Origin of the sequence: Prescottella sp. R16, assembly GCF_030656875.1 — a bacterium.
Lineage (GTDB): Bacteria > Actinomycetota > Actinomycetes > Mycobacteriales > Mycobacteriaceae > Prescottella.
Genome location: NZ_CP130943.1, coordinates 3072482 through 3098189, shown reverse-complemented (window position 1 = coordinate 3098189; position 25708 = coordinate 3072482). Strand labels below are relative to the sequence as shown.

Below are 25708 nucleotides of genomic sequence, written 5' to 3'. Positions count from 1 at the left end.
ACTCCGTAACGAACTCGGCGGCCACGGGACGATTCCCGTGGCCGCCGAGTTCGTGTTCGGGGCGCGGAACTACTGGTTCGTGTTCCGGGCGACGGGCAGCGGACTGTCGACGTGATCGGCGGCGACCAACCGGCCCCCCGACAGCGACAGCACCCACATGCTGGCCTTGCGGTTCCGGGCCGGTGGAAGCGTCACGCCGTCACGATCGGCCCACCACTGCAACAGATCCGGAATGACACCGCCCTGGCTGCAGATCACCTGAGTGCCGCCGAGCGCGGCGATCTTGCGGATCCGGGCGCGGGCGGCCGTCGGATCGGCGGCGTAACCCTCCTCGGACAGCAGTGGGTCGACGCGTACCGGCACGCCGAGAGACTCCGCGAGAGGCTCGACGGTCTGGATGCACCGGGTCCGATCCGCCGACGTGATCTCGACCGCACCGTAGGCCAGTAGTTGCGGGACAAGGGCTTCCGCCTGGATCCGGCCCTTGCTCTCGAGCGGTCGGAGGGTGTCGTCGCCGCTGTACTTCTTACGGCTACCGGCCTTCGCATGCCGGACGAGCAGGACCGTCGTCGTGTCGGGCGGCAGGTGTGCGAACCGGCGCAGGATGGTCCGGTCCATCGGATACGAGAGCTGGTCGGGTACCAGATCCGGAGCCAGCCAGCGCAACTCGTCGACCTCGTCGTTGGGCTCGAATTCTCCCGAGACCGCCTCGGCCGCCCAGTACTCGACTCTCTTCAGTTTGCGATGCCCGGGTATCGGGTATGTCACACCCGACAAATATCGACCCAATTGTGCGTCGAGCCCGGTTTCCTCGCGAATTTCGCGTACAGCTGCGGCGATCGAGGTTTCACCGGGGTCGAGTTTCCCCTTGGGAAACGACCAGTCGTCGTACCGCGGACGGTGAATGAGAGCGATTTCGATCTCGTACGGATTCGCGGGAGATTTCCGCCACACCACGGCGCCGGCCGCAAAAATATTGGCTTTGACCGGTTTGTCGATCGCGGCGTTGTCGGGATGAGGATGCTGGGGGCTCAAGGGAATCGTTCCTTCCGTCGACCACGGGCCGGGTGCCGTCAACCGCCCACCCGGCGGCGGCGCATCATCTCTTCCTGGTGCTCGCGCACCTTCTCCCCGCGGGCCGGGGAAGCCTGCCAGCTGCTGTCGGCCTGCAACACCCAGCACCGGGTGGTCGGGTCGAGCGCGGACTCGAAGATCTCGTCGAGCTGACGGGTCAGCCGCGGATCCTTGACCTGTGCCATCACCTCGACCCGGCGATCGAGGTTGCGGTGCATCATGTCCGCGCTGCCGATCCAGAACTCGTTCGCACCCCGGAAATGCATGATGCGGGAATGTTCGAGGAACCGGCCGAGGATCGAGCGGACCTCGATGTTCTCACTCAACCCCGGGACTCCCGGCTTGAGGGCGCAGATGCCGCGCACGACGATCTGGACCGGGACCCCGGCCCGGGATGCCCGGTAGAGGGCGTCGATCACCTGCTCGTCGACGAGCGCGTTGGCCTTCATCCGGATACCCGCCGCGCGACCCGCCTGCCGGTGCGCGACCTCGGCGTCGATCCGGGCGATGATGCCGGCCCGGACCCCGTACGGTGCGACGAGAAGATTGCGGTACTGGGACTTTCGCGAATAGCCGGTGAGCGAGTTGAACAGGTCCGTGAGATCGGCGCCGATCTCGGGGGCCGCGGTCAGCAGACCCACGTCCTCGTACATGCGCGCGGTCTTCGGGTTGTAGTTGCCGGTACCGATGTGGCAGTAACGGCGGATCGTCGCCCCCTCGCGGCGGACCACCAGACACGTCTTGCAGTGGGTCTTGAGCCCGACGAGCCCGTACACGACGTGGACACCGGCCTGTTCGAGTTTGCGCGCCCACTTGATGTTCGCCTGCTCGTCGAAGCGGGCCTTGATCTCGACCAGGGCGACGACCTGCTTGCCCGCCTCGGCGGCCGCGACGAGCGCGTTGACGATCGGGGAGTCACCCGACGTCCGGTACAGCGTCTGCTTGATCGCGAGTACCTGCGGGTCGGCGGCGGCCTGCTCGATGAACCGCTGCACGCTCGTCGAGAACGAGTCGTACGGATGCTGTACCAGGACGTCGCCGTCGCGGAGCGTCGAGAACACGCTCTTCGGGGTTTCGCGTTCCCCGAACGCGGGATGCGTCGCCGGGACGAACGGCGTGTCCTTGAGGTTCGGCCGGTCCACGCCGTACACCTGCCACAGCGACGACAGGTCCAGCAGGCCGGGTACCTGGATCACGTCGCTGGGATCGACGTCGAGTTCGCGCAGCAGCAGTTCGAGCATGTGCTCGGTCATGTCGTCGGCCACCTCGAGGCGGACCGGTGAACCGAAGCGGCGCCGCGCGAGTTCCCGCTCGAGGGCCTGCAGCAGATCCTCGTCCCGGTCCTCCTCGACCTCGAAGTCGGCGTTGCGGGTGACCCGGAAGGCGTGATGCTCCACCACCTCCATGCCGGGGAAGAGGACGTCGAGGTGCGCGGCGATGAGATCCTCGGTGGGCAGGAATGCGGGAACGGCGCCGGGCGTATGGCCGGTGCGGGTGACGCGCATGAACCGATCGACGTTGTCGGGCACTTTCACTCGGGCGAAGTGCTCGCCGCCGGTGGACCCGTCCTTCACCGTCACGGCCAGGTTCAGGCTCAGCCCGCTGATATAGGGGAACGGGTGTGCGGGGTCGACGGCCAGCGGAGTGAGGACCGGGAACACCTGCTCGTGGAAATGCGCCGAGAGCCGGGCGCGTTCGGTGTCGTCGAGATCGGCCCAGCCGATGATCGAGATGCCTTCCGCGGCCAGGGCCGGACGTACCGCATCGAGGAAGACCCGAGCGTGCTTGTCGGACAGTTCCTGCGTCCGGGCGCCGATCAGCGCCAACTGTTCTCGCGGGGACAGCCCGTCGGCGGAACGGACGGACAGTCCGGTTTCGTCGCGTCGTTTGAGGCCGGCGACCCGCACCATGTAGAACTCGTCGAGGTTCGAAGCGAAGATCGCCAGGAACTTCGCGCGCTCGAGCAGGGGGAGCGAGGAGTCCTCGGCGAGTGCCAGCACCCGCGAGTTGAAGTCGAGCCAGCTCAGCTCCCGGTTGAGGTAACGATCCGACGGCAGTCCACCATCGGGGGTGCCGGTCGGGGTGGCGGCAGGCGGCGGGGTCGGGATGTTCGGGGAGTGCACGCCCTCCGGACCGCCGGTGCGGTTCCCGTGCCCGGGACCGGAACCGTCCTCGGCCGCCGATTCGATGTCTGTGCGTGATTCGACTGCTCTCCCGTTGGTCACGTCTCGATCATCCCTCGAGAATCCCAGGCGGGACAATCGATCACGTGTCGTTCACGGCGGTGGCGGCTGCCCGACACCCGGTGTGCACGCGATGTGGTCGAGGATCGTGCGGGTGTGCGGTCCGGGACCGAGGCCGGCGACCGCCGCGAGATCCGCAATCGTGTCGACGTCCTGTCGTAGACCCGGCCACCGTCCGTCCAGAGCGACCGCACCCGACGCGACGTGCCGGGCCGCCGAACCGGACCCGAACCGCGGATCGAGCCGGCGCGGGCGACCACACGCGAACAGGGCCGCCGTCCCGGTGCCGGTGTGGTCCACGACGATCGCGCGTCCGACCCGGCGGGCGGCGGCGAGCGCATCGTGCAGTTCACTCGCTCGCAGCGACGGCAGATCCGCCTGCAACGCCACCAGATCGGTGACGCCCGAACCTGCAGACAGGACGGCACGGGCGGTGGCGGCGAGCGCCGCGTTGAGCCCGGACCCGCCGGTGGGCGTGGGACCCGGGTCCGGGACGTGCCGGACGCCGTGCGCGGCGGCGACCGCGGCGATCGCCGGATCGGGACTGACGACGGTCACCCCCGACCCGGGCGCGGTACCGAAACCGGCCTCGGCGAGAACGTCCAGCGTGTCGTGCAGCATCGCCGTCACCAGAGCGGCCCGGTCGGCGGGGGAGAGATGGTCGGCGAGGCGCGACTTGGCCACCCGCAACTCCTTGACCGCGACGAGAACGTGCGTGTGCACGGCCCGCCCGGCTCGGTGCTCCGCGTCCATGCGCGCAATCTTGCCAGTCGCCGTGTCGGGGCCTCACGACCGGCGACGTCGTCCGCGCTCGGGATATCGTGTTCGGCGAGCGGCCGGCGTGTGTGCGGGCCGCCGGCGAACGGTGTGAGCGGATGGGAGGAGCCGGCGTGACCAAGGCGGCAGTGCTGGGGACCGGCTCGTGGGGGACGGCGTTCGCGAAGGTGCTCGCGGACGCGGGCACCGACGTCACGTTGTGGGCGCGGCGCGAGGAGGTCGCCGACGCTGTCGTCACGACACACGAGAACCCCTACTATCTGCCCGGGATCACGTTGCCGGCCACGGTGACCGCGACGGTCGACCACGAGAGGGCGCTCGCCGGTGCCGATCTCGTCGTGCTCGCGGTCCCGTCGCAGTCGTTGCGCGGCAACCTCGAACGCTGGTCACCGTCGATCGGTCCGGACGCGACACTGCTGAGCCTGGCCAAGGGCATCGAGAGCGGCACCCTGCTGCGGATGAGCGAGGTGATCTCCCAGGTGGCGGCGGTGGATCCGTCGCGGGTGGCGGTGCTGTCGGGCCCGAACCTGGCCCGCGAGATCGCGCTCGGGCAGCCCGCCGCCACGGTCGTCGCGTGCACCGACGAGGCCCGCGCCGTGGCCGTCCAGAAGTCTTGCGCGACAGGTTATTTCCGCCCCTACACGAACACCGACGTGGTCGGGTGCGAGGTCGGTGGGGCGTGCAAGAACGTGATCGCCCTGGCCTGTGGGATGGCGTCGGGCATCGGTCTGGGGGAGAACACGATCGCGAGCCTCATCACTCGGGGCCTGGCCGAGATCATCCGCCTCGGCGTCGCCCTGGGCGCCAACGCCGCCACCCTCGCCGGCCTCGCCGGTGTCGGTGACCTCGTCGCGACGTGTACGTCGCCGCTGTCGCGCAACCGGTCCTTCGGTGAGCGACTCGGCCGCGGCGGATCCCTCGAGAGCGCGCAGGCCGCCACCAACGGCCAGGTCGCCGAGGGCGTCAAATCGTGCACGTCCGTGCGGGCCCTCGCCGCCGCACACGGTGTCGAGATGCCGCTCACCGACGCCGTGCACCGGGTGTGCCACGAGGGCATGTCGGTGCGCGACGCGGTCGGAATGTTGCTGGGGCGTCGCGTCAAACCGGAGTGAGATGTCCGGAACACCGGTTCGCCGGTCCTGCGGTCGGTTCGGTTGCCCGGGCACCGCGACGGTACGGTTTGGGGCGTGAACAATCCGCGTACCAGGGTCGCCGTCGTCTTCGGCGGCCGCAGTAACGAGCATTCGGTGTCGTGTGTGTCCGCCGGCAGTGTTCTGAGGAACCTCGACCCGGAACGCTACGACGTCGTCCCCGTCGGGATCACGACGGACGGTGCGTGGGTTCTCGGTTCCACCGATCCGGAGTCGTTGTCGATCCGGGACCGGTCGATGCCGACGGTCGACGCGTCCGGCACCGCGCTGGCGTTGACCGCCGACCCCACCCGGGACGGCGAGCTGGTCGCACTCGACGAGGGCCGTGCCGGGCAGGCGCTGGCCTCTGTGGACGTGGTGTTCCCGGTGCTGCACGGCGCGTACGGCGAGGACGGCACCATCCAGGGCCTGCTCGAACTCGCCGGCATTCCGTACGTGGGGCCGGGGGTGCTGGCGAGTGCCGCCGGCATGGACAAGGAGTTCACGAAGAAGCTGCTGGCCGCCGAGGGCCTGCCCGTCGGCTTCCAGGTGGTGCTGCGTCCGGGCACCGCGACGGTCACCGAGGAACAGAAGCAACAGCTGCAGCTGCCGGTGTTCGTCAAGCCCGCACGCGGCGGATCGTCGATCGGGATCACCCGCGTCGCGGACTGGGCGCAGCTCGACGCGGCGATCGCGGAGGCCCGCCGGCACGACCCGAAGGTGATCGTGGAGTCCGGGATCGTCGGCCGGGAGGTCGAGTGCGGTGTGCTCGAGTTCGCCGACGGCGACGTCCGGGCGAGTGTGGTCGCCGAGATCCGGATGCCGGACAGCGACGGCGACGACTCCGCGTTCTACGACTTCGACACCAAATACCTCGACGACGTGTGCGAGTTCGATGTTCCCGCCCGACTCGACGACGACGTCAGCGAGCAGATCCGGGAGCTCGCGGTGCGCGCGTTCCGGGCCCTCGACTGCCAGGGCCTGGCCCGCGTCGACTTCTTCGTCACCGCCGACGGTCCGGTGATCAACGAGATCAACACGATGCCCGGCTTCACGTCGATCTCGATGTTCCCGCGTATGTGGCAGGCCGCCGGTGTCGAGTACGCGGACCTGGTGTCCACACTGGTCGACACGGCGCTGGCCCGGGGAACCGGGCTCCGGTAGTCCACCACCGGAACCCGGCCCCGGAACGTGCCTACGAGCCGGGGAGCGGGGCCGGATCGAGCGGCTGCTCGGGCAGCACCTGCGCGACGGCCTCGGACGCGTCCTGCAACGGCGTCGGCCCGGACCCGTTCGGGATCGTGACGGCGACGTACACGCCGCGGTCGACGGCATACCACGTGCTGGCGTCGATGCCCTGCGCTGCGCCGGAGATCTCGAACCACTGCACGCCGTCGACGACATTGAGCGCCGACGCCTGATCGAATTCGGGTGGCCGCGGCAGACCGCACCGGAGTACGACGGGATCACCCTCGGCCTGCTGCCAGGCGGCGGTCGCCTCGGGGGCCGGATCGCGCAGTTCGGCACGGGTGTAGTCGCCGAGCTCCTCGGGAAGTTCCGCCATCAGCGTGCCGCATTCGGGGGAGTCCGCCGCGGGTGCTTCGACAGGGCCCAGGCCCACGGGTTCGAGGACCGGCGTGCGGTTCGCGACCGCGGCGGCGACGACGACGCCGATGACGAGCGCCACCGGAAGCGCGACGGCCGTCGCGATGAGGGCGGGATGCCGTTTCTCGGGGACCTCGGCGTGCTCGGTGTCGGACGGGACGGGGGCAGGGTGTTCTGGTTCGGCCATCTCAGTTCTCGTTCGGTGCGGCGGGGGCCGCGATCTGGCAGGTCAGGATGCGGGTGATGCCCCGGACCTTCTTCATGTCGTCGACGATGTCGGAGACGCCGGTGGGCGCGGGCGCGCCGACGCGGGCGATCACGTCGTACGGACCGAGGACGTCCTCGGCGGAAGTGACACCGGGGATCCGGGACAGTGTCGCCGCGACCGCGGCGGCCTTGCCGACCTCGGTCTGGATCAGTACGAAAGCCTGCACCACGGGTGAAGTCCCTTCCCGTCGTCGTGCACCGTCACCTCGGTAGAGTCACCGCATCTAAAAGTACCGGACCGCTGCTCGAACGACCCAGCGCTCGACTTCCCGCCCTCGAACATCACGGACATCACCAGGAGAACATCATCGACGCCGCGCGCGCACCGCAGGACGACACCGACCGGACCGTTGCGCAGGCCGGTGAGTTCGCCGTCATCGGGCGGGCCGTGCGGGGACGCCGGCAGCCCGCCACGACCCTGCTCGGCCCCGGCGACGACGCCGCCCTCGTCCGGGCCGGTGACGGCCGGGTCGCGGTGTCGGCGGACATGCTCGTCGAGGGCCGGCACTTCCGGTTCGACTGGTCGACCCCCGAGCAGGTGGGCCGAAAAGCGGTGGCGCAGAACGGTGCGGACATCGCCGCGATGGGCGGACGGCCGACGGCGTTCCTGGTGTCCCTGGGCTGCCCGGCCGACACCCCGGTCGCCGTCGCGGCGGGTATCTCGGACGGTCTCGGTGGAGCGGCGGAGGCGCTCGGTGCCGGCGTCGTCGGCGGTGACCTCGTGCAGTCCGATCGGATCGTGGTGTCGGTCACCGTTCTCGGGGATCTGGAAGGACGGGCACCGGTGCTGCGCTCGGGTGCGCGCGCCGGGGACGTCGTCGCGGTCGCGGGACGCCTCGGCCGGTCCGCGGCGGGGCTGGCTGTCCTGCTCGCCGGCCGGGCGCCGGAGTCGCGGTTCGCGGACCTCGTCGACGCCCACCGGGTGCCGTCCCCGCCGTACGAGCGGGGGGTCGCGGCGGCTGCCGCCGGGGCGAGCGCGATGACCGACGTCTCGGACGGGCTGATCGCCGACCTCGGGCACATCGCGGCGGCGTCGAACGTGGGTGTCCGTCTCGACCGGACGGCGTTCGACCTCGACCCCGACCTGGCCGAGGCGGCCACCGCACTGGACGCCGACCCGTGGCAGTGGATCCTCACCGGCGGCGAGGACCACGCCCTCGCCGCGACGTTCCCGCCCGACGTCCCGCTGCCAGAGGGATGGACGGCGATCGGCGACGTGGTGGCGGCGGGGGACGGCCCGGCCGTCCTCGTCGACGGCCGCGGGTGGCAGACGTCCGGCGGCTGGCAGAGCTTCGACGCGGGATAGGTTGCACGCATGGCTATCTATGCACTCGGTGAACGCGAACCGGACATTGCGCCGGACGCCTATGTCCACCCCGACGCGGTCGTGATCGGTGCGGTCACCCTCGGCCCCGGCGCCTCGGTCTGGCCCGGCGCGGTCCTGCGCGGCGACTACGGCACCATCAGCGTCGGCGCCGGCACCAACATCCAGGACGGCACCGTCGTGCACTGCACGTCGATCGACGCGACGGTCATCGGCGCCGGCTGTGTCGTCGGCCACAACGCGCACATCGAGGGCGCACAGATCGGCGACCACTGTCTCGTCGCCTCGGGGTCGATCGTGCTCAACGGCTCCGTGATCGGTGCCGGGTCGATCGTCGGTGCGGGCGCCGTGGTGCCGTTCAAGTTCGAGGTGCCGCCGCGCAGTATGGCGCTCGGTGTGCCCGCGAAGGTGCGCGAGGGCTACGAGGTTCCGGAGGGACACCTCGACCTGAACGTGAAGCTGTACCAGGCGAACGCCGCGTACTACCGGGACGCGCTGCGTCGGATCGACCGATGACGGGCAAACCCCTCGGAGACCTCGTCGAATCGGGTTGGGCGCAGGCCCTGGCACCGGTCGCGGACCGCATCGCCGACATGGGCGACTTCCTGCGCGCCGAGAACGCGGCCGGCCGCGGCTACCTGCCCGCCGGCGAGAACGTGCTGCGCGCGTTCACGCAGCCGTTCGCGGACGTCCGCGTGCTCATCGTCGGCCAGGACCCGTACCCGACCCCGGGACATGCTGTGGGACTGAGCTTCTCGGTGGCCCCCGACGTGCGACCGGTACCGCGCAGCCTGAACAACATCTTCACCGAGTACACGCAGGACCTCGGCTACCCGACCCCGTCGAACGGCGACCTCACCCCGTGGTCGCGGCACGGGGTACTGCTGCTCAACAGGGTCCTCACCGTCGAGCCGGGGAATGCCGGATCGCACCGCCGCAAAGGCTGGGAAGCGGTGACCGAGCAGGCGATCCGCGCACTCGTCGCCCGCGGCACACCGATGGTCGCGATCCTGTGGGGACGCGACGCGGCCACCCTGAAACCGATGCTCGGGGACGTCCCGACGATCGAATCCGCGCACCCGTCACCGCTGTCCGCGTCCCGCGGGTTCTTCGGCTCCCGCCCGTTCAGCCGCGCCAATGCGCTGCTCACCGAACGCGGCGGCGAGCCGGTGGACTGGCACCTGACCTGACGGAACCGGCCCGCCTCGTCCGGTCGGGACGGGGCGGGCCGGGACGGTGGTGCGGTGTCAGGCGTCGCGGACCGAGCTCCAGTCGGGGCGGCGCTTCTCGACGAACGCGTCGACGCCCTCCCGGCCGGTGGGGGTGTCGGCGGCTGCGGCGATCGACGCGGTCTCGGCGTCGAGCTGCTCGGACAGCGAGGTGGCGCGGCTGCCCGCGAGCAGGGTCTTGATCCCGGTGTACGACGTGGTCGGCCCGGCCGCTAGAGTGCGGGCGACCCGCAGCGCCTCGTCCTGCACCTGGTCGTCCTCGACGATCCGGCTGAGCAGTCCCAGCCGCACTGCCTCGTCGGCGCCGAGCACTGCGTCGGTGAGGAGGATCTCGCGGGCCCGTGAGGCGCCGACGATACGCGGCAGCGTCCACGACATGCCGCCGTCCGGGGTGTAACCGATCGACGGGTAGGCGGGTCGCAGCTTGGTGGAGGTGCCGCCGATCGCGATGTCGGAGAGGCACACGATGCTCATCCCGGCGCCGGCGGCCCAGCCGTGGACAGCGGCGACGACGGGCAGCGTCGTGGCGTCGAGGGCACGTACGAACTCGTGGAACGCGGACGCGATCTGCCCGACGTACTCGCTACGGTTCTCGGCGGCCGCGAACGCGTGGACGTTGCCGCCTGCGCAGAAGTTTCCGCCGTCACCGACGAGCAGCACCGCGCGGACATCGGCGTCGAGATCACGCAGTGCGGCGGTGGCGTCGGCGAGTCCGTCGACGTCGAGGGAGGTTCCGTTGGCGGCCGTCGACACGGCGATGCGCAGGACACCGTCCTCGATCCGGACATTGCTGGGGGCGTCTGTTGCAGTCACGTGGAGCACAGTAGCGGGCGGGCCGGTACGCATCGGTCACCCGTCCCATCCAGCGGCGTTCACCGGGCCGGTACGGGACCGGGTCCCCGGAGACGACGGAACCCCCGAACACCGGAATGTTCGGGGGTTCCGTCGAGAACGTGTGCCGGGGCAGATCAGCCGCGGAGGACCTTGCCGGCCTTCAGGCACGAGGTGCAGACATTCAGTCGCTTGGTGTTGCCCGGGGCAACCTGAGCGCGAACGGTCTGGATGTTCGGGTTCCAGCGACGATTGGTGCGCCGGTGCGAGTGCGAGACCGACTTACCGAAGCCGGGGCCCTTGGCGCAAACGTCGCAGACGGCAGCCATAGTCGCGAACTCCTTGTGATAGTCAAACATTGTCTTGTGCGGTGCCTTCGAACACAGGCGACAGAGTCGCTGGTGCGAGGCAACCCGACAAGGATAACCGCTCGCGGTTCGATTGGCCAAATCGTCGTTTCCAGGAACGAAATCGAGGCCGAACCGCGTCGAAGACGGTATCGACCGTACCCGTTCGCGCGGATCGTGTGAGCGCCGGGTCTGTCGGGGCCCGCGGCTAGGCTGGCCGGCGGGATCGGCTCGGTCGGTGCATGCCCCGAGAACGGTCGCCGCACGGTCGATCGGAAAGAGTCCAGAGAGTAAGGACAGGCGAGTGCTCGAAGCCCCGGATGCCATCGACGGCCCGGCGCTGCGCCGGTGGGCCCACGCCTGTGTCGCGGGCCTCGACGAGCACTGCGCCGAGATCAACGACCTCAACGTCTTCCCGGTCCCGGACGCCGACACCGGGACCAATCTGCTCGCGACGATGCGCGCGGCCGTGCGTGCGGCGGACACCGTGGACGGCGACGGCGCCGATGTCGTGGCGTCCGCGCTCGCGCGCGGCGCGGTCGCGGGCGCGCGGGGAAACTCGGGGGCCATCCTGTCCCAGGTGCTGCGGGGCGTCGCGCGGGGGACAGCCGATTCGGTGGACCCCGGCCGAATCGACGGGCCGGGCCTGCGCTCGGCGCTGCGATACGCGTCGGAGCTGGCCCTCGCGGCGGTGAGCCGACCGATGGACGGCACGATCGTGACGGTGCTCGCCGCCGTCTCGGCCGCCGTCTCGGACTCTGATGCCACGCTTGCCGCTCTGGTGCGGACGGCCGCGGACACCGCGGCCGACGCGCTGCGCCGCACCCCGGCCCAGCTCGACGTGCTCGGCGCGGCCGGCGTCGTCGATGCGGGCGGCCGCGGATTGGTGGTGATCCTCGACGCCCTCGTCGACGTGGTCACCGGGCAGGCCCCGGAACGGGCCCCCCTCGCCTCCCGCCGTCGCCCCGACGTCGCCGACGCCGAGTCCGTGTGCACGGATCGCCCGGTGGCGCACGAGGCCGCCGGGCAGGACTACGAGGTGATGTACCTCGTCTCCGACACCGACGCCGACCGGATCGCGGTACTGCGCACGGTGCTGGGGGAGATCGGCGACTCGGTCGTCATCGTCGGGGACGGGCACGGGGACACTGCAGGGGGTCGCGAGGGGGCGGCGACGTGGTCGGTGCACGTGCACTGTGCGGACGCCGGTGCCGCGGTCGAGGCGGGTCTCGTCGCCGGACGGCTGTCCGACGTGCGGATCACGTGCTTCGTGCTCGATGCGACCCGCACGGCGACGACCGGTCGTGGGCCGCGAGCGGTGCTGTCGATCGTCGCGGGCGACGGCGCCGCCGACCTGTTCGCGCAGGAGGGTGCGCACGTGCTGCGCGCGGACGGGCCGGTGACGCGGGCGGATCTGTTGGCCGCGATCCGGCGGACCGGCCGGCGGGACGTGATGGTGCTGCCCAACGGCGTGTTGCCGGCCCCGGATCTCGTCGCGGTCGGTGCGCAGGCCCGCGCCGACGGCCGGGACGTGGTGTTCCTGCCCAGTTCCTCCACCGTGCAGGCGCTCGCGGCGCTCGCGGTCCACGACCCGGACCGCCTCGGTGTCGACGACGCGTACTCGATGTCCGAGGCTGCCGCGGCCACACGGTGGGGATCGTTGCGGATCGCCGATCAGCGGGCCCTCACCTATGTGGGCACGTGCGAACCCGGGGATTGTCTCGGCCTGGTCGGGCACGAGGTCGTCGTCATCGAACCCGATGTCGGGACGGCGGGGCGCCGTCTCGTCGAACTGGTGCTGCGCGCCGGTGGTGAACTGGTCACGATCCTGTTGGGGGAGAAGGCAACCGACGAACTGGGGGAGCGTATCGCCGAGCATCTCACGTCCCGGAACCCGGGTGTCGAGGTGATGGTGTACCGCGGTGGGCAGGGCTGTGACCTGCTCCAGTTCGGGGTCGAGTAGAAGACGGAAGGGACGTGACGAGATGGCGACGCTGAACGACCGCCTCGACCACCTGCTGGGCACGAAGAACGCCGACGCTCTCGTCGACGCGTTCGACATCCACACGGTGGAGGATCTGCTGCGGCACTACCCGCACCGCTACGCCTCCCAAGGGCGGGAGCTGACCGAGAAGGACCCCGAGGAGGGCTCGCACGTCACGATCGTCGCGAAGGTCGTCAAGGCCGACGTCGTGAACATGAAGAGTCGCCGCGGCCAGCTGCTACGGGTGGTGCTGGCGGCGGAGTCGCAGAGCGTCGACGTGACGTTCTTCAACCCGCACAAGGTCAAACATGCAGTGCGGGTGGGCGCCAAGGGTATGTTCTCGGGCACCGTCAAGACCTTCCGCGGCAAGTGGGGGCTGACGCATCCGAGTTACCTGATCCTGCCGGACGCCGTCGACGGAGAGGACCAGGTCGTGTCGATGGCCCACGTCCGCGGTGCCGGAGCTCTGGCCGGAATGGCCCGTGCCACAAAGGATTCCGGGAACGGTGTGGACATGTCGATCTTCGATCGGGAACTGATCCCGCTCTATCCGGCCACCCGGGAGGTGGAGAGCTGGACGCTGCTGCGGTGCGTGCGGCAGGTCCTCGACCAGCTCGACGTCGTCGACGACCCGCTGCCGCCGGACGTGCGTGACGAACACGGTCTGATCGGTCTCGACGAGGCGCTGCGGCTCGTGCACCTGCCCGAGCACCGGGACGACATCGGCCGCGCGCAGGAACGGTTGCGGTTCGACGAGGCGGCCGCCCTGCAGTTGGTGCTCGCGCAGCGCCGCCGGGACGCCGCGCTGCGGGTGGCGCCGCAGTGCCCGCCGAAGCCGGACGGGTTGGCGGCGGCGTTCGACCGGCAGCTGCCGTTCGAGCTGACCGAGGGACAGCAGGAGGTGGCCCGCGAGATCGCCGCCGATCTTACGGACCCGCACCCGATGAACCGGCTCCTGCAGGGTGAGGTGGGGTCGGGCAAGACGATCGTCGCGCTGCGGGCGATGCTGCAGGCCGTCGACGCCGGCTACCAGTGTGCGCTGCTCGCTCCGACGGAAGTGCTTGCCGCCCAACATGCCCGGTCGCTACGGGAGATGCTCGGACCGCTCGGGGCCGCGGGGGAACTCGGAGCCGCCGAGGTGGCCACGCGGGTGACGCTGCTGACCGGCTCGATGCCCACCGCCCAGCGGCGGACGGCACTGAACGAGATCGTCACCGGCGACGCCGGCATCGTCATCGGCACCCACGCGCTGATCCAGGACAACGTGCACTTCTTCGACCTGGGTTTCGTCGTCGTCGACGAACAGCACCGGTTCGGTGTCGAACAGCGTGACGAACTCCGCAGGCGGGCGCGGGAGGGGCTGAGCCCGCACCTGCTGGTCATGACCGCCACCCCCATCCCGCGCACGATCGCGATGACGGTCCTCGGGGACCTCGAGACGTCGACCCTGCGGCAGCTGCCGCACGGTCGCTCGCCGATCGTGAGCAACGTCGTCCCCGCCCGGCAGAAACCGCAGTGGGTGGCCCGGGCCTGGGAACGTATCCGCGAGGACGTCGCGAGCGGACGTCAGGCGTACGTGGTGTGCTCGCGGATCGGGGACGGGCAGAGCGAGGAGGACCTCGTCAAGTCCGGTAAGGAGCCGCCCGAGACGACGTCCGCGGTGGATCTGTTCGACCAGCTGCGCGCGGGACCGATGCGGGACCTGCGGGTGGGGCTGTTGCACGGGCGGCTGCCGTCGGACGAGAAGGACGCCGTGATGCGCGATTTCACGGCCGGTGGGATCGACGTCCTGGTGTGCACCACGGTCGTCGAGGTCGGTGTCAACGTCCCCAACGCGACCGTCATGGTGATCGTCGACGCCGACCGGTTCGGGGTGAGCCAGCTCCACCAGCTCCGGGGCCGTGTCGGTCGCGGCAGCCATCAGGGGCTGTGCATCCTCGTCACCGACGCGATGCCGGAGTCGCCCACCTACCAGCGGCTCACCGCGGTCGCCGGCACCAACGACGGTTTCGAGCTGGCGCAGCTCGATCTGCGGCAGCGACGCGAGGGCGACGTGCTCGGCAAGGCGCAGTCGGGGAAGGCGACGACGCTCCGGTTGCTGTCGTTGCTCGAACACGAGGACGTCATCGAGGCGGCGCGCGAGTTCGCGCGGCGGATCGTCGACGTGGACCCGGACCTCACGGGGCATCCGGGGCTGGCGGCGATGACGGGTGCGGCACTCGACCCGCGGAGCCTGGAGTATCTGGAGAAGTCCTGACGGCCGCGCGAGCCGCTGTGCTGGGCACTTCTTCTCCGGTTTGCAAACTTGCCAATTTCGCACGTCAGAGGTGTCGTTTGTGAAGTTTGTTAAGTCTCGGTTTCGGGTCGGGGGTGGCCCGGCGAATCGGCGGGGAACGCTGTAGTTTCCTTGCCATGTTCACCAAAGTCCTCGTCGCCAACCGCGGCGAAATCGCGATCCGCGCGTTCCGTGCCGCCTACGAACTGGGTGCCGGAACGGTGGCGGTGTTCCCGTACGAAGACCGCAACTCGGTCCACCGGTTGAAGGCCGACGAGGCCTACCAGATCGGTGAGGTCGGGCATCCGGTCCGCGCATACCTGTCGGTCGAGGAGATCGTGTCGGCGGCGCGGAAGGTGGGCGCGGACGCGATCTACCCCGGTTACGGGTTCCTGTCCGAGAATCCGGACCTGGCAGCCGCGTGCGAGGCAGCGGGCATCACGTTCGTCGGCCCGTCCGCCGAGGTGCTGGAGCTGACCGGCAACAAGGCGCGGGCGATCGCGGCGGCGAAGGCGGCGGGCCTGCCGGTGCTGGCGTCGTCGGAGCCGTCCTCGGACGTCGAGGCGCTGCTCGCGGCCGCCGAGGACATGGAGTTCCCGATCTTCGTCAAGGCCGTCGCCGGTGGCGGCGGCCGCGGTATGCGACGGGTCGCCGAGCGCGGCCAGTTGCGGGAGGCGATCGAGGCGGCGTCGCGGGAGGCGGAGTCGGCGTTCGGCGATCCGACGGTGTTCCTCGAGCAGGCCGTGGTCGACCCGCGGCACATCGAGGTACAGATCCTCGCCGACGGCGAGGGCAACGTCATCCACCTGTTCGAGCGCGACTGCTCGGTGCAGCGCCGCCACCAGAAGGTGATCGAGCTCGCGCCGGCGCCGAATCTCGATCCGGAACTGCGGGATCGGATCTGCGCCGACGCGGTCGCGTTCGCGAAGCAGATCGGCTACCGCTGTGCGGGCACCGTCGAGTTCCTCCTCGACACCCGCGGCAACCACGTGTTCATCGAGATGAACCCGCGTATCCAGGTGGAGCACACGGTCACCGAGGAGATCACCGACGTCGACCTGGTGCAGGCGCAGCTGCGGATCGCCGCGGGCGAGACCCTCGCCGACCTCGGCCTGAGCCAGGACACGATCACGATCCGCGGCGCCGCGCTGCAGTGCCGCATCACCACCGAGGATCCGGCCAACGGCTTCCGCCCGGACACCGGCCGGATCACCGGCTACCGCACCCCCGGTGGTGCGGGCGTCCGGTTGGACGGCGGCGCGAACCTCGGCGCCGAGGTCGGTGCCCACTTCGACTCGATGCTCGTCAAGCTGACCTGCCGCGGCCGGACCCTCGAGGCCGCGATCGCGCGCGCCCGGCGTGCCGTCACCGAGTTCCGTATCCGCGGCGTCTCCACGAACATCCCGTTCCTGCAGGCGGTTCTCGACGACCCCGACTTCCGGGCAGGCCGGGTGACGACGTCGTTCATCGAGCAGCGCCCCGAACTGCTCACCCTGCGCAGCTCCGCCGACCGCGGCACCAAGATCCTGAACTACCTCGCGGACGTGACGGTCAACAAGCCGCACGGTGCCCGCCCCACCACCGTGTACCCGCACGACAAGCTGCCGAAGCTCGATCTCACGGTCGCGCCGCCGAAGGGCTCGCGGGACCGGCTCCTCGAACTCGGCCCCGAGGGCTTCGCGAAGTCGCTGCGCGAGCAGAAGGCGCTCGCGGTCACCGACACCACGTTCCGCGACGCGCACCAGTCGCTGCTCGCGACCCGGGTGCGGACGTCCGGTCTGCTCGACGTCGCCGGACACGTCGCCCGGATGACGCCCGAGCTGCTGTCGATCGAGGCGTGGGGTGGCGCGACCTACGATGTGGCGCTGCGGTTCCTGCACGAGGACCCCTGGTACCGCCTCGCGGCGCTGCGTGAGGCGATCCCGAACATCAACCTGCAGATGCTGCTGCGCGGCCGCAACACCGTCGGCTACACCCCGTACCCGGAGAAGGTGGCCCGCGCATTCGTCGACGAGGCCGCGGCCACGGGTATCGACATCTTCCGGATCTTCGACGCCCTCAACAACGTCGACCAGATGCGGCCCGCGATCGAGGCGGTCCGCGAGACCGGCACCACGGTCGCCGAGGTGGCGATGTCGTACACCGGCGACCTGGCCGACCCGAACGAGAAGCTCTACACCCTCGACTACTACCTGCGGCTCGCCGAGCAGATCGTCGAGGCCGGTGCGCACGTCCTCGCCATCAAGGACATGGCCGGGCTGCTCCGCGCCCCCGCCGCGACCAAGCTGGTCACGGCGCTGCGCTCCAACTTCGACCTGCCGGTACACGTGCACACCCACGACACCCCCGGCGGGCAGCTCGCCACCTACCTCGCCGCGTGGCAGGCCGGGGCCGACGCCGTCGACGGCGCGTCCGCCCCGTTGTCCGGCACCACCAGTCAGCCCGCCCTGTCCGCGATCGTCGCGGCCGCCGCGCACAGCGAATGGGACACCGGCATCGACCTGCAGGCCGTGTGCGATCTGGAACCGTACTGGGAGGCGCTGCGAAAGGTGTACGCCCCCTTCGAGTCCGGTATTCCTGCCCCCACCGGACGCGTCTACACCCACGAGATTCCGGGCGGCCAGCTGTCGAACCTGCGGCAGCAGGCCATCGCGCTCGGCCTCGGTGACCGCTTCGAGGAGGTCGAGGCCAAGTACGCCGCCGCCGACCGCATGCTCGGACGCCTGATCAAGGTCACCCCGTCGTCGAAGGTCGTCGGAGACCTGGCGCTGCACCTGGTCGGCGCGGACGTCCCGGCCGACGAATTCGCTTCGGAACCGGAGAAATTCGACATCCCCGACTCCGTCGTCGGATTCCTGCGCGGCGAGCTCGGCACCCCCGCCGGCGGCTGGCCCGAACCGTTCCGCAGCAAGGCCCTCGAGGGTCGCGGTGCCGCCAAACCGGAGACCCCGCTGACCGCGGAGGACGAGAAGGGGCTGGCGGGCACGTCGAAGGAACGTCAGGCGACCCTCAACCGGCTGCTGTTCCCCGGCCCCACCAAGGAGTTCGAGGAGCACCGCAACACGTACGGCGACACGTCGCAGCTGTCGGCCAACCAGTTCTTCTACGGCCTGCGCCGCGACGAGGAACACCGCGTCAAGCTCGGCAAGGGTGTCGAACTGCTCATCGGTCTCGAAGCGATCTCCGAACCCGACGAGCGCGGCTACCGCACCGTCATGTGCATCCTCAACGGGCAGCTGCGTCCCGTCTCGGTGCGCGACCGCTCCATCGCCAGCGAGGTGCCGGCCGCCGAGAAGGCCGACAAGAACAACCCCGGTCACATCGCCGCGCCGTTCGCCGGGGCCGTGACTCTCGTCGTCACCGAGGGGCAGCCCGTGTCCGCCGGCGACACTGTGGCCACGATCGAGGCCATGAAGATGGAGGCAGCGATCACAGCACCGCGCGGCGGTATCGTCACGCGGGTTGCCATCGGCGGCACCTCGCAGGTCGAGGGCGGGGATCTCCTCGCCGTCGTGTCGACGCGGGAGACCGCCGGCAACGAGTGACGACCAGCGAGGGACAGGACTGACACCGTGACGAGAATCGTCGCCGGCCGTGCCGGTGGCCGACGTTTGAAGGTGCCCGCGAGCGGGACCCGACCGACGTCCGAACGTGTTCGGGAGGCCCTGTTCTCCTCGCTCGACAGCCGCATCGAGCTCGAGGGCGCCGCCGTACTGGACCTGTTCGCAGGTTCCGGCGCCCTCGGGCTCGAGGCGCTGTCGCGGGGTGCCGAGCACGTGCTGCTCATCGAATCCGACGCCAAGGCGGCCGCCGTCGTCAGGGCGAACGTGGCGGCTGTCGGCCTGCCCGGCGCGGTGGTGCGCGTGGCGTCTGTCGCGTCGGTCGTGGCGGTCACCGCCGACCGCGAGTACGACATCGTCCTCGCCGACCCGCCCTACGCGCTCGGGGAGGACGCGGTGACCGCGGCACTGGCCGATCTCCTCGCCCACGGCTGGGTGGGGGAGGGCACCGTCGTCGCCGTCGAACGCTCGTCCCGCTCGCCCGAGACGACGTGGCCCGACGGCATGCGCCCCGACCGGGTGAAGCGCTACGGGGAGACCAGGATCGAGATTGCCACCTGCTACGGTCTCGACTCATGACTGGTGCCGTCTGCCCCGGATCCTTCGACCCCGTGACCAACGGTCATCTGGACGTGATCGGCCGCGCGGCCGCGCTGTTCGACGAGGTCGTCGTGACCGTCATGATCAACAAGAGCAAGAGCGGGCTGTTCACCGTCGACGAGCGCATCGAGATGCTCGAGGACGCCACCGCGCACCTGCCCAACGTGCGGGTCGCATCGTGGTACGGGTTGCTCGTGGATTACGCGAAATCCCAAGGGATCTCGGCGATCGTGAAGGGCCTGCGCGGTGCCAACGACTTCGACTACGAGCTGCAGATGGCGCAGATGAACCAGAAGTTGTCCGGCGTCGACACGCTGTTCATCCCCACCAACCCGACCTACAGCTTCCTGTCCAGCTCCCTGGTCAAGGAGGTCGCGACCTTCGGTGGCGACGTCGCGGACATGGTGCCCGAGAAGGTGCACGCACGCCTGACGGCGCGTCTCGCCGAACGGGCCGCGGCCAACTCCTGACCGACACACCGGCGTGCGCGACGACCGACCCGCCCGGTCTGGGGCAGACTGGTTCCCGACACCAGCGAAGCAACGGACGAATGGGGTTGTGCGTGTACCGGGTATTCGAGGCACTCGACGAACTTGTCGCGATCGTCGAGGAGGCGCGGGGAGTTCCGATGACCGCGGGATGCGTCGTACCGCGTGGTGACGTCCTCGAATTGCTCGACGACGTGCGGGACGCGATTCCCGGCGAACTGGACGACGCGCAGGACGTGCTCGACCATCGGGACAAGCTCGTCGGCGACGCCCGCCACAATGCGGAGCAGACCGTCGGCCGGGCGAACGCGGAAGCGCACGAGACGCTCACGGACGCACGGGAGAACGCCGACCGCATCCTCGCCGACGCCAAGGCGCAGGCCGACCGGATGGTCGCCGAGGCGCGTGCCCATGCCGACCAGCTGGTGCACGACGCCCGTGCGGACGCCGACGCGGTCGTCGCCGACGGGCAGCGCGAGTACGACACGCTGACCTCGCGTGCGCGCGCCGAATCGGATCGGATGATCGAGTCGGGCCAGGTGGCGTACGAGCGGTCCGTCGCCGACGGTATCGCCGAACAGCAGCGGCTGGTGTCGCAGGCCGAGGTGGTGCAGGCCGCCAACGCGGAGTCGACGCGCGTCATCGATGCCGCGCACGCCGAATCGGACCGGTTGCGTTCCGACTGCGACCTCTACGTCGACACCAAGCTCGCTGAGTTCGAGGACTTCCTGAACGGCACGATCCGGTCGGTCGGGCGGGGCCGGCAGCAGCTGCGGACCGGTACCGGTGTGCCGGACTACGACGCCGGCTACGGCGAGAGTCGCCGCTGAACAGGTCCGACTTTCGGTCGATTTCCCTCGGGGCGCCTCCGTCGCGTACCGTTGAGTGGTTGCCCGTTCCATCTCCGTCAAAGAAAGTGAACGCTCGTGTCATCGCATCGCCACAAGTCTTCGTCCTCGCGTCCGACGCGTGACGAGGGTTTCGTGTTGGACACGCTCTCGCTGGGGCGCAGCCCCGGTTCGATGCGTACGGTGTCCCGTGTCGTTCCGGCTCCCGCCCGCATCGGTCTCGACCTGGTCGCGATCGAGGAGGGTACGGATGTGGAATTCGATCTGCGGCTCGAGGCCGTGTCCGAGGGTGTGCTCGTCACGGGATCCGTTCACGCGGACCTCGTCGGTGAGTGCTCTCGGTGTCTCGAACCGTTCGACGGCTCGGTGGATCTTCACCTCACGGAACTGTTCGCGTACCCGAACAGCGCCACGGAGGAGACCACCGAGGAGGACGAGGTCTACCGGATCGTGGACGACGAGATCGACCTCGAACCGGTGATCGTCGATGCAGTGGGACTCGAGCTTCCGCTCCAGCCTCTGTGCAGCGACGATTGTGAGGGATTGTGCCCCGAATGCGGTATTCGCCTGGCGATTGCCGGATCCGAGCACGGTCATGAAATAATGGATCCCCGCTGGGCTGGGCTCGCAGCCAAATTCGGTGCAGGATCCGACGCCAGCAATGCAACTGCTGATGCCAGCAAGATCAACGAGGAGAAGTAGACGTGGCCGTTCCCAAGCGCAGAATGTCGCGTTCCAACACGCGTTCGCGGCGGAGCCAGTGGAAGACCACTGCGCCCACCCTCATCACCTGCCCGAACCGTGGCTGTGGCGAGCAGACGCTGCCCCACATCGCGTGCCCGTCGTGTGGCACCTACAAGGGCCGTCAGGTCACCGCAGCGGTTTAGTCTGCTCAGTGGCACTGTGACCAGAAAAAGCAATACAGCACTCGCCGGCGGCGAGGAGGATCACGGATCGCTCCTCGCCGCTCTCGGCGTTTCCTTGGACGATTCGCTGCTGACGTTGGCGCTCACCCACCGCTCGTACGCGTACGAGCACGGCGGGCTGCCCACCAACGAGCGCCTCGAGTTCCTCGGCGATTCGGTTCTCGGCATCACGATCACCGAACGTCTGTACCTGTCCCACCCGGAGAAGTCCGAGGGTGAGCTCGCGAAGATCCGCGCCAGCATCGTCAACATGCATGCGCTCGCCGAGGTCGCCCGCGGTCTCGGTCCGGGCGGGCTGGGCGCGCACCTGCTGTTGGGCAAGGGCGAGGAGATGACCGGAGGACGGGACAAGCCGAGCATCCTGGCCGACGGGATGGAGTCGCTGCTCGGGGCCATCCACCTGCAGCACGGCATCGACACGGCACGCACCGTCGTGCTCACCCTGTTCGCGGAACTGCTCACCCGGGCTCCCAAGCTCGGTGCCGGACTCGACTGGAAGACGAGTCTGCAGGAGCTGACCGCCGAACGCGGTGTCGGTGTGCCGGCGTACGAGATCACGGCGACCGGGCCCGACCACGACAAGGAGTTCACCGCGACGGTCCTCGTCGGCGGTGCCCCCCTCGGTGTCGGTGTCGGCCGCTCCAAGAAGGAAGCCGAACAGAAGGCAGCCAGCACCGCGTGGAGCGCGCTGTCGGAACCTGCCGGCTCGGCGGACACGGCGGAGCCCGTCGACCCCGCGGTCCAGGGCTAGGGCACCCGAGCACGTCGTGCCCGAACTACCCGAAGTCGAGGTCGTGCGACGTGGGCTGACCGCCCACGTCGTCGGCCACGGCATCGATTCCGTCGAGGTGCTGCATCCCCGTGCGATCCGCCGGCACCTACCCGGTGCCGCCGACCTCGTCGGACGTCTCGAGGGCCGCACCGTCGCCGCCGCCGAGCGTCGCGGCAAATACCTGTGGCTCGTCCTCGAACCCGATTCGGTCGCACTCGTCGTGCATCTGGGGATGAGCGGTCAGATGCTCGTCCAGGATCCGTCGGTTCCCGACGAGAAACATCTACGGATCCGGGCCCGCCTCGACACGGGCACCGATCTGCGGTTCGTGGACCAGCGCACGTTCGGGGGCTGGGCGCTCGCCGACCTGGTGACCGTGGACGGCACCGATGTCCCCGACGCCGTCGCACACATCGCCCGCGACCCCCTCGATCCGCTGTTCGACCCGGACCGTGTCGTGAAAACGTTGCGCGGCAAGCACACCGAGATCAAACGGGCCCTCCTCGACCAGACGATCGTGTCCGGCGTCGGCAACATCTACGCCGACGAAGCCCTGTGGCGCGCCGAGATCCACGGCAACCGCCCCACGGACAAGCTGAGCGGACCCCGCCTGCACCTACTGCTCGACCACGTCGGCGCCGTCATGCGCGAAGCCCTCGACCAGGGCGGAACCTCGTTCGACGCCCTCTACGTCAACGTCAACGGCCAGTCCGGCTACTTCGACCGCTCCCTGAACGCCTACGGACAGGAAGACCGGCCCTGCCCGCGCTGCGGGGCGCCGATCCGCCGCGAAAAGTTCATGAACCGCTCGTCGTACAGCTGCCCGACATGCCAGCCGCGGCCCCGACTCGTCCGCGGATGACGTCGGCGATCGTCCGCGCGACGGCGTCGGCCTTCGATTCGGGCAGTCGCGCGTAGCCGCAGAGCAGTCCGCGGGGCCCCTGCTCGGATGCCCGGTAGTTCGCCAACGCCGGAACCGTCACGCCGCGCCGGGTGATCTCCGCGGCCAGCGCGACGTCGTCGGTGCCGTCGGGAAGGCGCAGCGCAACATGCAGTCCCGCCTCGATACCGAGCGGTTCCACGGCGGGCAGGTGGGTTCGCAACGCGTCGACGAAGGCGTGCCGACGCGCGGCGTACGTGCGGGAGACCCGCGCCAGATGCCGTGTGAGTGCACCGGTTTCGACGAACCGGGCGAACGCGTCGGCCGTGATCTCCGATACGGTTTCGCCGCTGACCGCGAGCACGTCGCGCACCGGGCCCAGCAGCGGGGCCGGGGGAATCAGCCAGGCCAGCCGCAGCGACGGTGAGACGATCTTCGACGCGGTACCCACGTAGGCGACCGTGTCGCGGCCGTGATCCAACGCGCGGAGAGCCGGCAGTACCGCTGCACCGTAACGGAATTCGCCGTCGTAGTCGTCCTCGATCACCAGGCGTCCGGTCGACGCCGATGCGGCGAGCAGCGCGGCCCGGCGTGCGACCGGCATGCGTCCACCCATCGGATACTGGTGCGCGGGGGTGCAGTACACGGCGGCATCGGAGTCGCGGAGCAGATGCGGTGGCAGCCCGTCGGCGTCGACCGGAACCGGGCGGACCCGGACACGGGCCGCCTCGAACAGGCGTCGGGCCCGGGCATAGCCGGGGTCCTCGAACGCGATCGTCCGTCCGGCGAGATCGGCGGCGGCGACCAGAGTGCGCAGCGCCGACAGCACACCGGGCACGACGACGATCTCGTCGGGGTCCGCGACGATGCCGCGGGTGCGCCGCAGGTGCCCGGCCAGCGCGGTGCGGAGGCGCAGATGCAGCTCCGGCCCGGGTGCCGCGTTGGGGACAGCGTCGAACAGTGTCGTCCGCCAGGACGATCGCCACTCCCGCGCCGAGATCGAGGTGGTGTCCGGGTAGCCGGGGGACAGGTCGACGACGGCCGGTTCCCGGAGGACACCGGGCGGGCGGACGACACCGGCAGGTTCGGTGATGTGCGGGTCGGCGCCGGCCCGTGCGGCATCGACGGCACCGGGTGCGACCCGGGTGCTGCCGCCGGCACGCGTGACGACGTATCCGGCCGCCGCGAGTTCGTCGTAGGCGCTCACCACCGCGCCGCGGGACACCCCGAGGTCGGACGCCAGTGTCCGGCTGGCGGGCAGCGGGTCCCCGGCCGCGAGCTGCCCGGTGCGCAGTGCGTCGACGACGGCGGCAGCGATCCGGTGCCGCAACGGTTCCCGGGTGTCCGGGAGAGCCAGGTGCAGTGTCGTGAGCGTCCGGGTGCGGGGCATACCGGCAGGATACTGGTCTGTTGTAAGAGCCGATTCTGGATCTGGAGCCCGGACCGGATTGTGGCGAGGGTGGAGTCATGACGACGATCGACCCTCGAACCCGTGTCCGACGCCTCGCCGACCGCGCCGTCGGCGACCGATCCGTGCTCGACGCCGTGCTCGCCGACGGCGCCGTCGGCACACTGTCCACGGTCGTCGACGGCCTGCCCTGGGCGGTGCCCATGCTGTACGCGCGGATCGGCGACGCGATCCTGCTCCACGGGTCCACCGGGGCGGGAGCACTGCGCCGCGTGGCGGCCGGGGCACCCGCGTGCCTGAGCGTGACGCACCTCGACGGGATCGTGGTGGCGGACAACCTGTTCAACTCGTCGGCGAACTACCGGTCGGCGGTGGTCCGCGGCCGGCTCACCAGCCTGGAAGGGGTCGACGCCGAGACCGCACTCGTCGCCCTGTCCGACGCGCTGATCCCCGACCGGAGCACCGAGGTGCGGGCGTCGTCCGGCAAGGAACTGGCTGCCACCCTCACTCTGGCACTGCCGATCGAGCCGGGGCAGTGGACCGTCAAGGCACGCTCGGGCCCGCCGAGCGCGGGCGATCGCGCCCCCGGAGTGTGGGCCGGGGTGGTGCCGCTGCGCACGGTGGCCGGTGCACCCGAACGCGCGTCGTGGGTGCCCGACGACGTCCCGGTGCCGGCGTCGGTGCGGGCACTGCAGCAGGGCTGACACCGCACCGCACCGCACCGCACCGCGCCGCACGGACACGGCGGACACATGGTGACCGGGATCACCGCGGCGTAAAGATCGCGTCAACGCGGTCGGACAGGGTGTCAGCGAACCGTCAGGAGCGGGTCCCCGGAGCGGGAACGGGCGCACGCTCACCGGGTGCGTCGAGAGTCGGCGCCGCGTCGCGCTGCCGATCTGCAGCGCGCGAACTCGGAAGAGGAACGCAATGGCTGACGTGGCCTGTGTCGGGTTGATCATCGGTGTGTTCACCGTCTGCGCCCTGGTGTTGCGCGGACTGCATGCCCGGAGTGTGCGGTGACGGTCGCGGGGACGGTGAGTGTCGCCGTCGTCGTGATCGCCGCCGCCCTCGTGGCTTATCTGCTGGTCGCACTCCTGAACCCGGAACGGTTCTGAGTACCCCGACGGATCCCATCGG

25 protein-coding genes are annotated in these 25708 nt (G+C 70.0%); 17 read left to right on the top strand and 8 right to left on the bottom strand.

From position 1 onward, the window contains the following. Positions 1 to 69: 69 nt before the first annotated feature. From Q5696_RS14480 to cofC, 3 genes are read right to left on the bottom strand one after another with little or no spacing between them, the layout of a single operon-like run. Positions 70 to 1035: an NUDIX hydrolase gene (locus Q5696_RS14480; RefSeq protein WP_305092018.1), complete on the bottom strand. Its 966-nt coding sequence runs from the start codon at positions 1033 to 1035 to the stop codon at positions 70 to 72. Between the two features lie 38 nt (positions 1036 to 1073). Further along, a complete protein-coding gene (locus Q5696_RS14475) occupies positions 1074 to 3299 on the bottom strand; it encodes an RNA degradosome polyphosphate kinase (protein WP_305092017.1) in 2226 nt (741 codons plus the stop codon). 51 nt (positions 3300 to 3350) lie between these two features. Next, entirely contained in the window at positions 3351 to 4070 is a 720-nt protein-coding gene (cofC, locus tag Q5696_RS14470; RefSeq protein WP_305092016.1) for a 2-phospho-L-lactate guanylyltransferase, read from the bottom strand. Positions 4071 to 4207: 137 nt separating this feature from the next. Here cofC and Q5696_RS14465 point away from each other — a divergent pair, with 137 nt between their 5' ends. Together Q5696_RS14465 and Q5696_RS14460 are read left to right on the top strand one after the other, a co-directional pair. Then, complete coding sequence (locus tag Q5696_RS14465; RefSeq protein WP_305092015.1) at positions 4208 to 5206, top strand: NAD(P)H-dependent glycerol-3-phosphate dehydrogenase; 999 nt, start codon at positions 4208 to 4210, stop codon at positions 5204 to 5206. A gap of 75 nt (positions 5207 to 5281) precedes the next feature. After that, positions 5282 to 6388: a D-alanine--D-alanine ligase family protein gene (locus Q5696_RS14460; RefSeq protein WP_305092014.1), complete on the top strand. Its 1107-nt coding sequence runs from the start codon at positions 5282 to 5284 to the stop codon at positions 6386 to 6388. A gap of 31 nt (positions 6389 to 6419) precedes the next feature. Here Q5696_RS14460 and Q5696_RS14455 read toward each other — a convergent pair whose 3' ends face one another. Beyond that, entirely contained in the window at positions 6420 to 7016 is a 597-nt protein-coding gene (locus Q5696_RS14455; RefSeq protein ID WP_305092013.1) for a DUF3515 domain-containing protein, read from the bottom strand. 1 nt (position 7017) lies between these two features. After that, the gene (locus Q5696_RS14450) at positions 7018 to 7266 is read right to left on the bottom strand and encodes an Lrp/AsnC ligand binding domain-containing protein (RefSeq protein WP_305092012.1); all 249 of its coding nucleotides are present in this window, start codon (positions 7264 to 7266) and stop codon (positions 7018 to 7020) included. A gap of 218 nt (positions 7267 to 7484) precedes the next feature. Between Q5696_RS14450 and Q5696_RS14445 the strand changes: the two genes are divergently transcribed. Genes Q5696_RS14445 through Q5696_RS14435 form a run of 3 tightly spaced genes read left to right on the top strand, consistent with a single transcriptional unit; the run spans position 7485 to position 9610 of the window. Beyond that, the gene (locus tag Q5696_RS14445) at positions 7485 to 8402 is read left to right on the top strand and encodes a thiamine-phosphate kinase (RefSeq protein ID WP_370654937.1); all 918 of its coding nucleotides are present in this window, start codon (positions 7485 to 7487) and stop codon (positions 8400 to 8402) included. Positions 8403 to 8411: 9 nt separating this feature from the next. After that, positions 8412 to 8936, top strand: a complete 525-nt coding sequence (locus tag Q5696_RS14440) for a gamma carbonic anhydrase family protein (RefSeq protein WP_305092011.1) — start codon at positions 8412 to 8414, stop codon at positions 8934 to 8936. Continuing rightward, positions 8933 to 9610: a uracil-DNA glycosylase gene (locus Q5696_RS14435; RefSeq protein WP_305092010.1), complete on the top strand. Its 678-nt coding sequence runs from the start codon at positions 8933 to 8935 to the stop codon at positions 9608 to 9610. Before Q5696_RS14440 ends, Q5696_RS14435 begins: the two co-directional genes overlap by 4 nt. 57 nt (positions 9611 to 9667) lie before the next feature. Here the strand turns inward: Q5696_RS14435 and Q5696_RS14430 are convergent, their stop codons facing one another. Next, a complete protein-coding gene (locus Q5696_RS14430; protein WP_305092009.1) occupies positions 9668 to 10462 on the bottom strand; it encodes an enoyl-CoA hydratase/isomerase family protein in 795 nt (264 codons plus the stop codon). Positions 10463 to 10617: 155 nt separating this feature from the next. After that, the gene (gene rpmB, locus Q5696_RS14425; protein ID WP_305092008.1) at positions 10618 to 10809 is read right to left on the bottom strand and encodes a 50S ribosomal protein L28; all 192 of its coding nucleotides are present in this window, start codon (positions 10807 to 10809) and stop codon (positions 10618 to 10620) included. Positions 10810 to 11131: 322 nt separating this feature from the next. On the opposite strand from rpmB, the gene fakA reads away from it, so the two are divergent. From fakA to mutM, 10 genes are all read left to right on the top strand, one after another. After that, positions 11132 to 12790 carry a fatty acid kinase ATP-binding subunit FakA gene (gene fakA, locus Q5696_RS14420; protein WP_305092007.1) on the top strand — a complete coding sequence of 553 codons (1659 nt, stop codon included), beginning with the start codon at positions 11132 to 11134 and terminating at the stop codon, positions 12788 to 12790. Positions 12791 to 12812: 22 nt separating this feature from the next. After that, the gene (gene recG, locus Q5696_RS14415) at positions 12813 to 15068 is read left to right on the top strand and encodes an ATP-dependent DNA helicase RecG (protein ID WP_305092006.1); all 2256 of its coding nucleotides are present in this window, start codon (positions 12813 to 12815) and stop codon (positions 15066 to 15068) included. A gap of 155 nt (positions 15069 to 15223) precedes the next feature. Next, on the top strand, positions 15224 to 18631 hold the full coding sequence (locus Q5696_RS14410) for a pyruvate carboxylase (protein ID WP_305092005.1): 3408 nt from the start codon (positions 15224 to 15226) through the stop codon (positions 18629 to 18631). 27 nt (positions 18632 to 18658) lie between these two features. Further along, positions 18659 to 19225, top strand: a complete 567-nt coding sequence (rsmD, locus tag Q5696_RS14405) for a 16S rRNA (guanine(966)-N(2))-methyltransferase RsmD (protein ID WP_305092004.1) — start codon at positions 18659 to 18661, stop codon at positions 19223 to 19225. Then, the gene (coaD, locus tag Q5696_RS14400; RefSeq protein WP_305092003.1) at positions 19222 to 19716 is read left to right on the top strand and encodes a pantetheine-phosphate adenylyltransferase; all 495 of its coding nucleotides are present in this window, start codon (positions 19222 to 19224) and stop codon (positions 19714 to 19716) included. The genes rsmD and coaD overlap by 4 nt, the downstream gene beginning before the upstream one ends. Positions 19717 to 19808: 92 nt before the next feature. After that, complete coding sequence (locus Q5696_RS14395; RefSeq protein ID WP_305092002.1) at positions 19809 to 20564, top strand: DivIVA domain-containing protein; 756 nt, start codon at positions 19809 to 19811, stop codon at positions 20562 to 20564. A gap of 153 nt (positions 20565 to 20717) precedes the next feature. After that, positions 20718 to 21284, top strand: coding sequence for a YceD family protein (locus Q5696_RS14390; protein ID WP_305092001.1), 567 nt, complete (start codon positions 20718 to 20720; stop codon positions 21282 to 21284). 2 nt (positions 21285 to 21286) lie between these two features. Beyond that, entirely contained in the window at positions 21287 to 21469 is a 183-nt protein-coding gene (gene rpmF, locus Q5696_RS14385) for a 50S ribosomal protein L32 (protein WP_305092000.1), read from the top strand. A gap of 16 nt (positions 21470 to 21485) precedes the next feature. Next, a complete protein-coding gene (gene rnc / locus Q5696_RS14380) occupies positions 21486 to 22259 on the top strand; it encodes a ribonuclease III (RefSeq protein WP_305091999.1) in 774 nt (257 codons plus the stop codon). Positions 22260 to 22275: 16 nt separating this feature from the next. Further along, positions 22276 to 23142: a bifunctional DNA-formamidopyrimidine glycosylase/DNA-(apurinic or apyrimidinic site) lyase gene (gene mutM / locus Q5696_RS14375; protein ID WP_305091998.1), complete on the top strand. Its 867-nt coding sequence runs from the start codon at positions 22276 to 22278 to the stop codon at positions 23140 to 23142. Here mutM and pdxR read toward each other — a convergent pair. Then, positions 23078 to 24550, bottom strand: a complete 1473-nt coding sequence (gene pdxR / locus Q5696_RS14370) for a MocR-like pyridoxine biosynthesis transcription factor PdxR (protein WP_305091997.1) — start codon at positions 24548 to 24550, stop codon at positions 23078 to 23080. The genes mutM and pdxR overlap by 65 nt on opposite strands. A gap of 77 nt (positions 24551 to 24627) precedes the next feature. Here pdxR and Q5696_RS14365 point away from each other — a divergent pair, with 77 nt between their 5' ends. After that, the gene (locus Q5696_RS14365; protein ID WP_305091996.1) at positions 24628 to 25272 is read left to right on the top strand and encodes a pyridoxamine 5'-phosphate oxidase family protein; all 645 of its coding nucleotides are present in this window, start codon (positions 24628 to 24630) and stop codon (positions 25270 to 25272) included. Between the two features lie 315 nt (positions 25273 to 25587). Continuing rightward, positions 25588 to 25686 carry a K(+)-transporting ATPase subunit F gene (gene kdpF / locus Q5696_RS14360; RefSeq protein ID WP_305091995.1) on the top strand — a complete coding sequence of 33 codons (99 nt, stop codon included), beginning with the start codon at positions 25588 to 25590 and terminating at the stop codon, positions 25684 to 25686. The last annotated feature ends 22 nt before the right edge of the window (positions 25687 to 25708 follow it).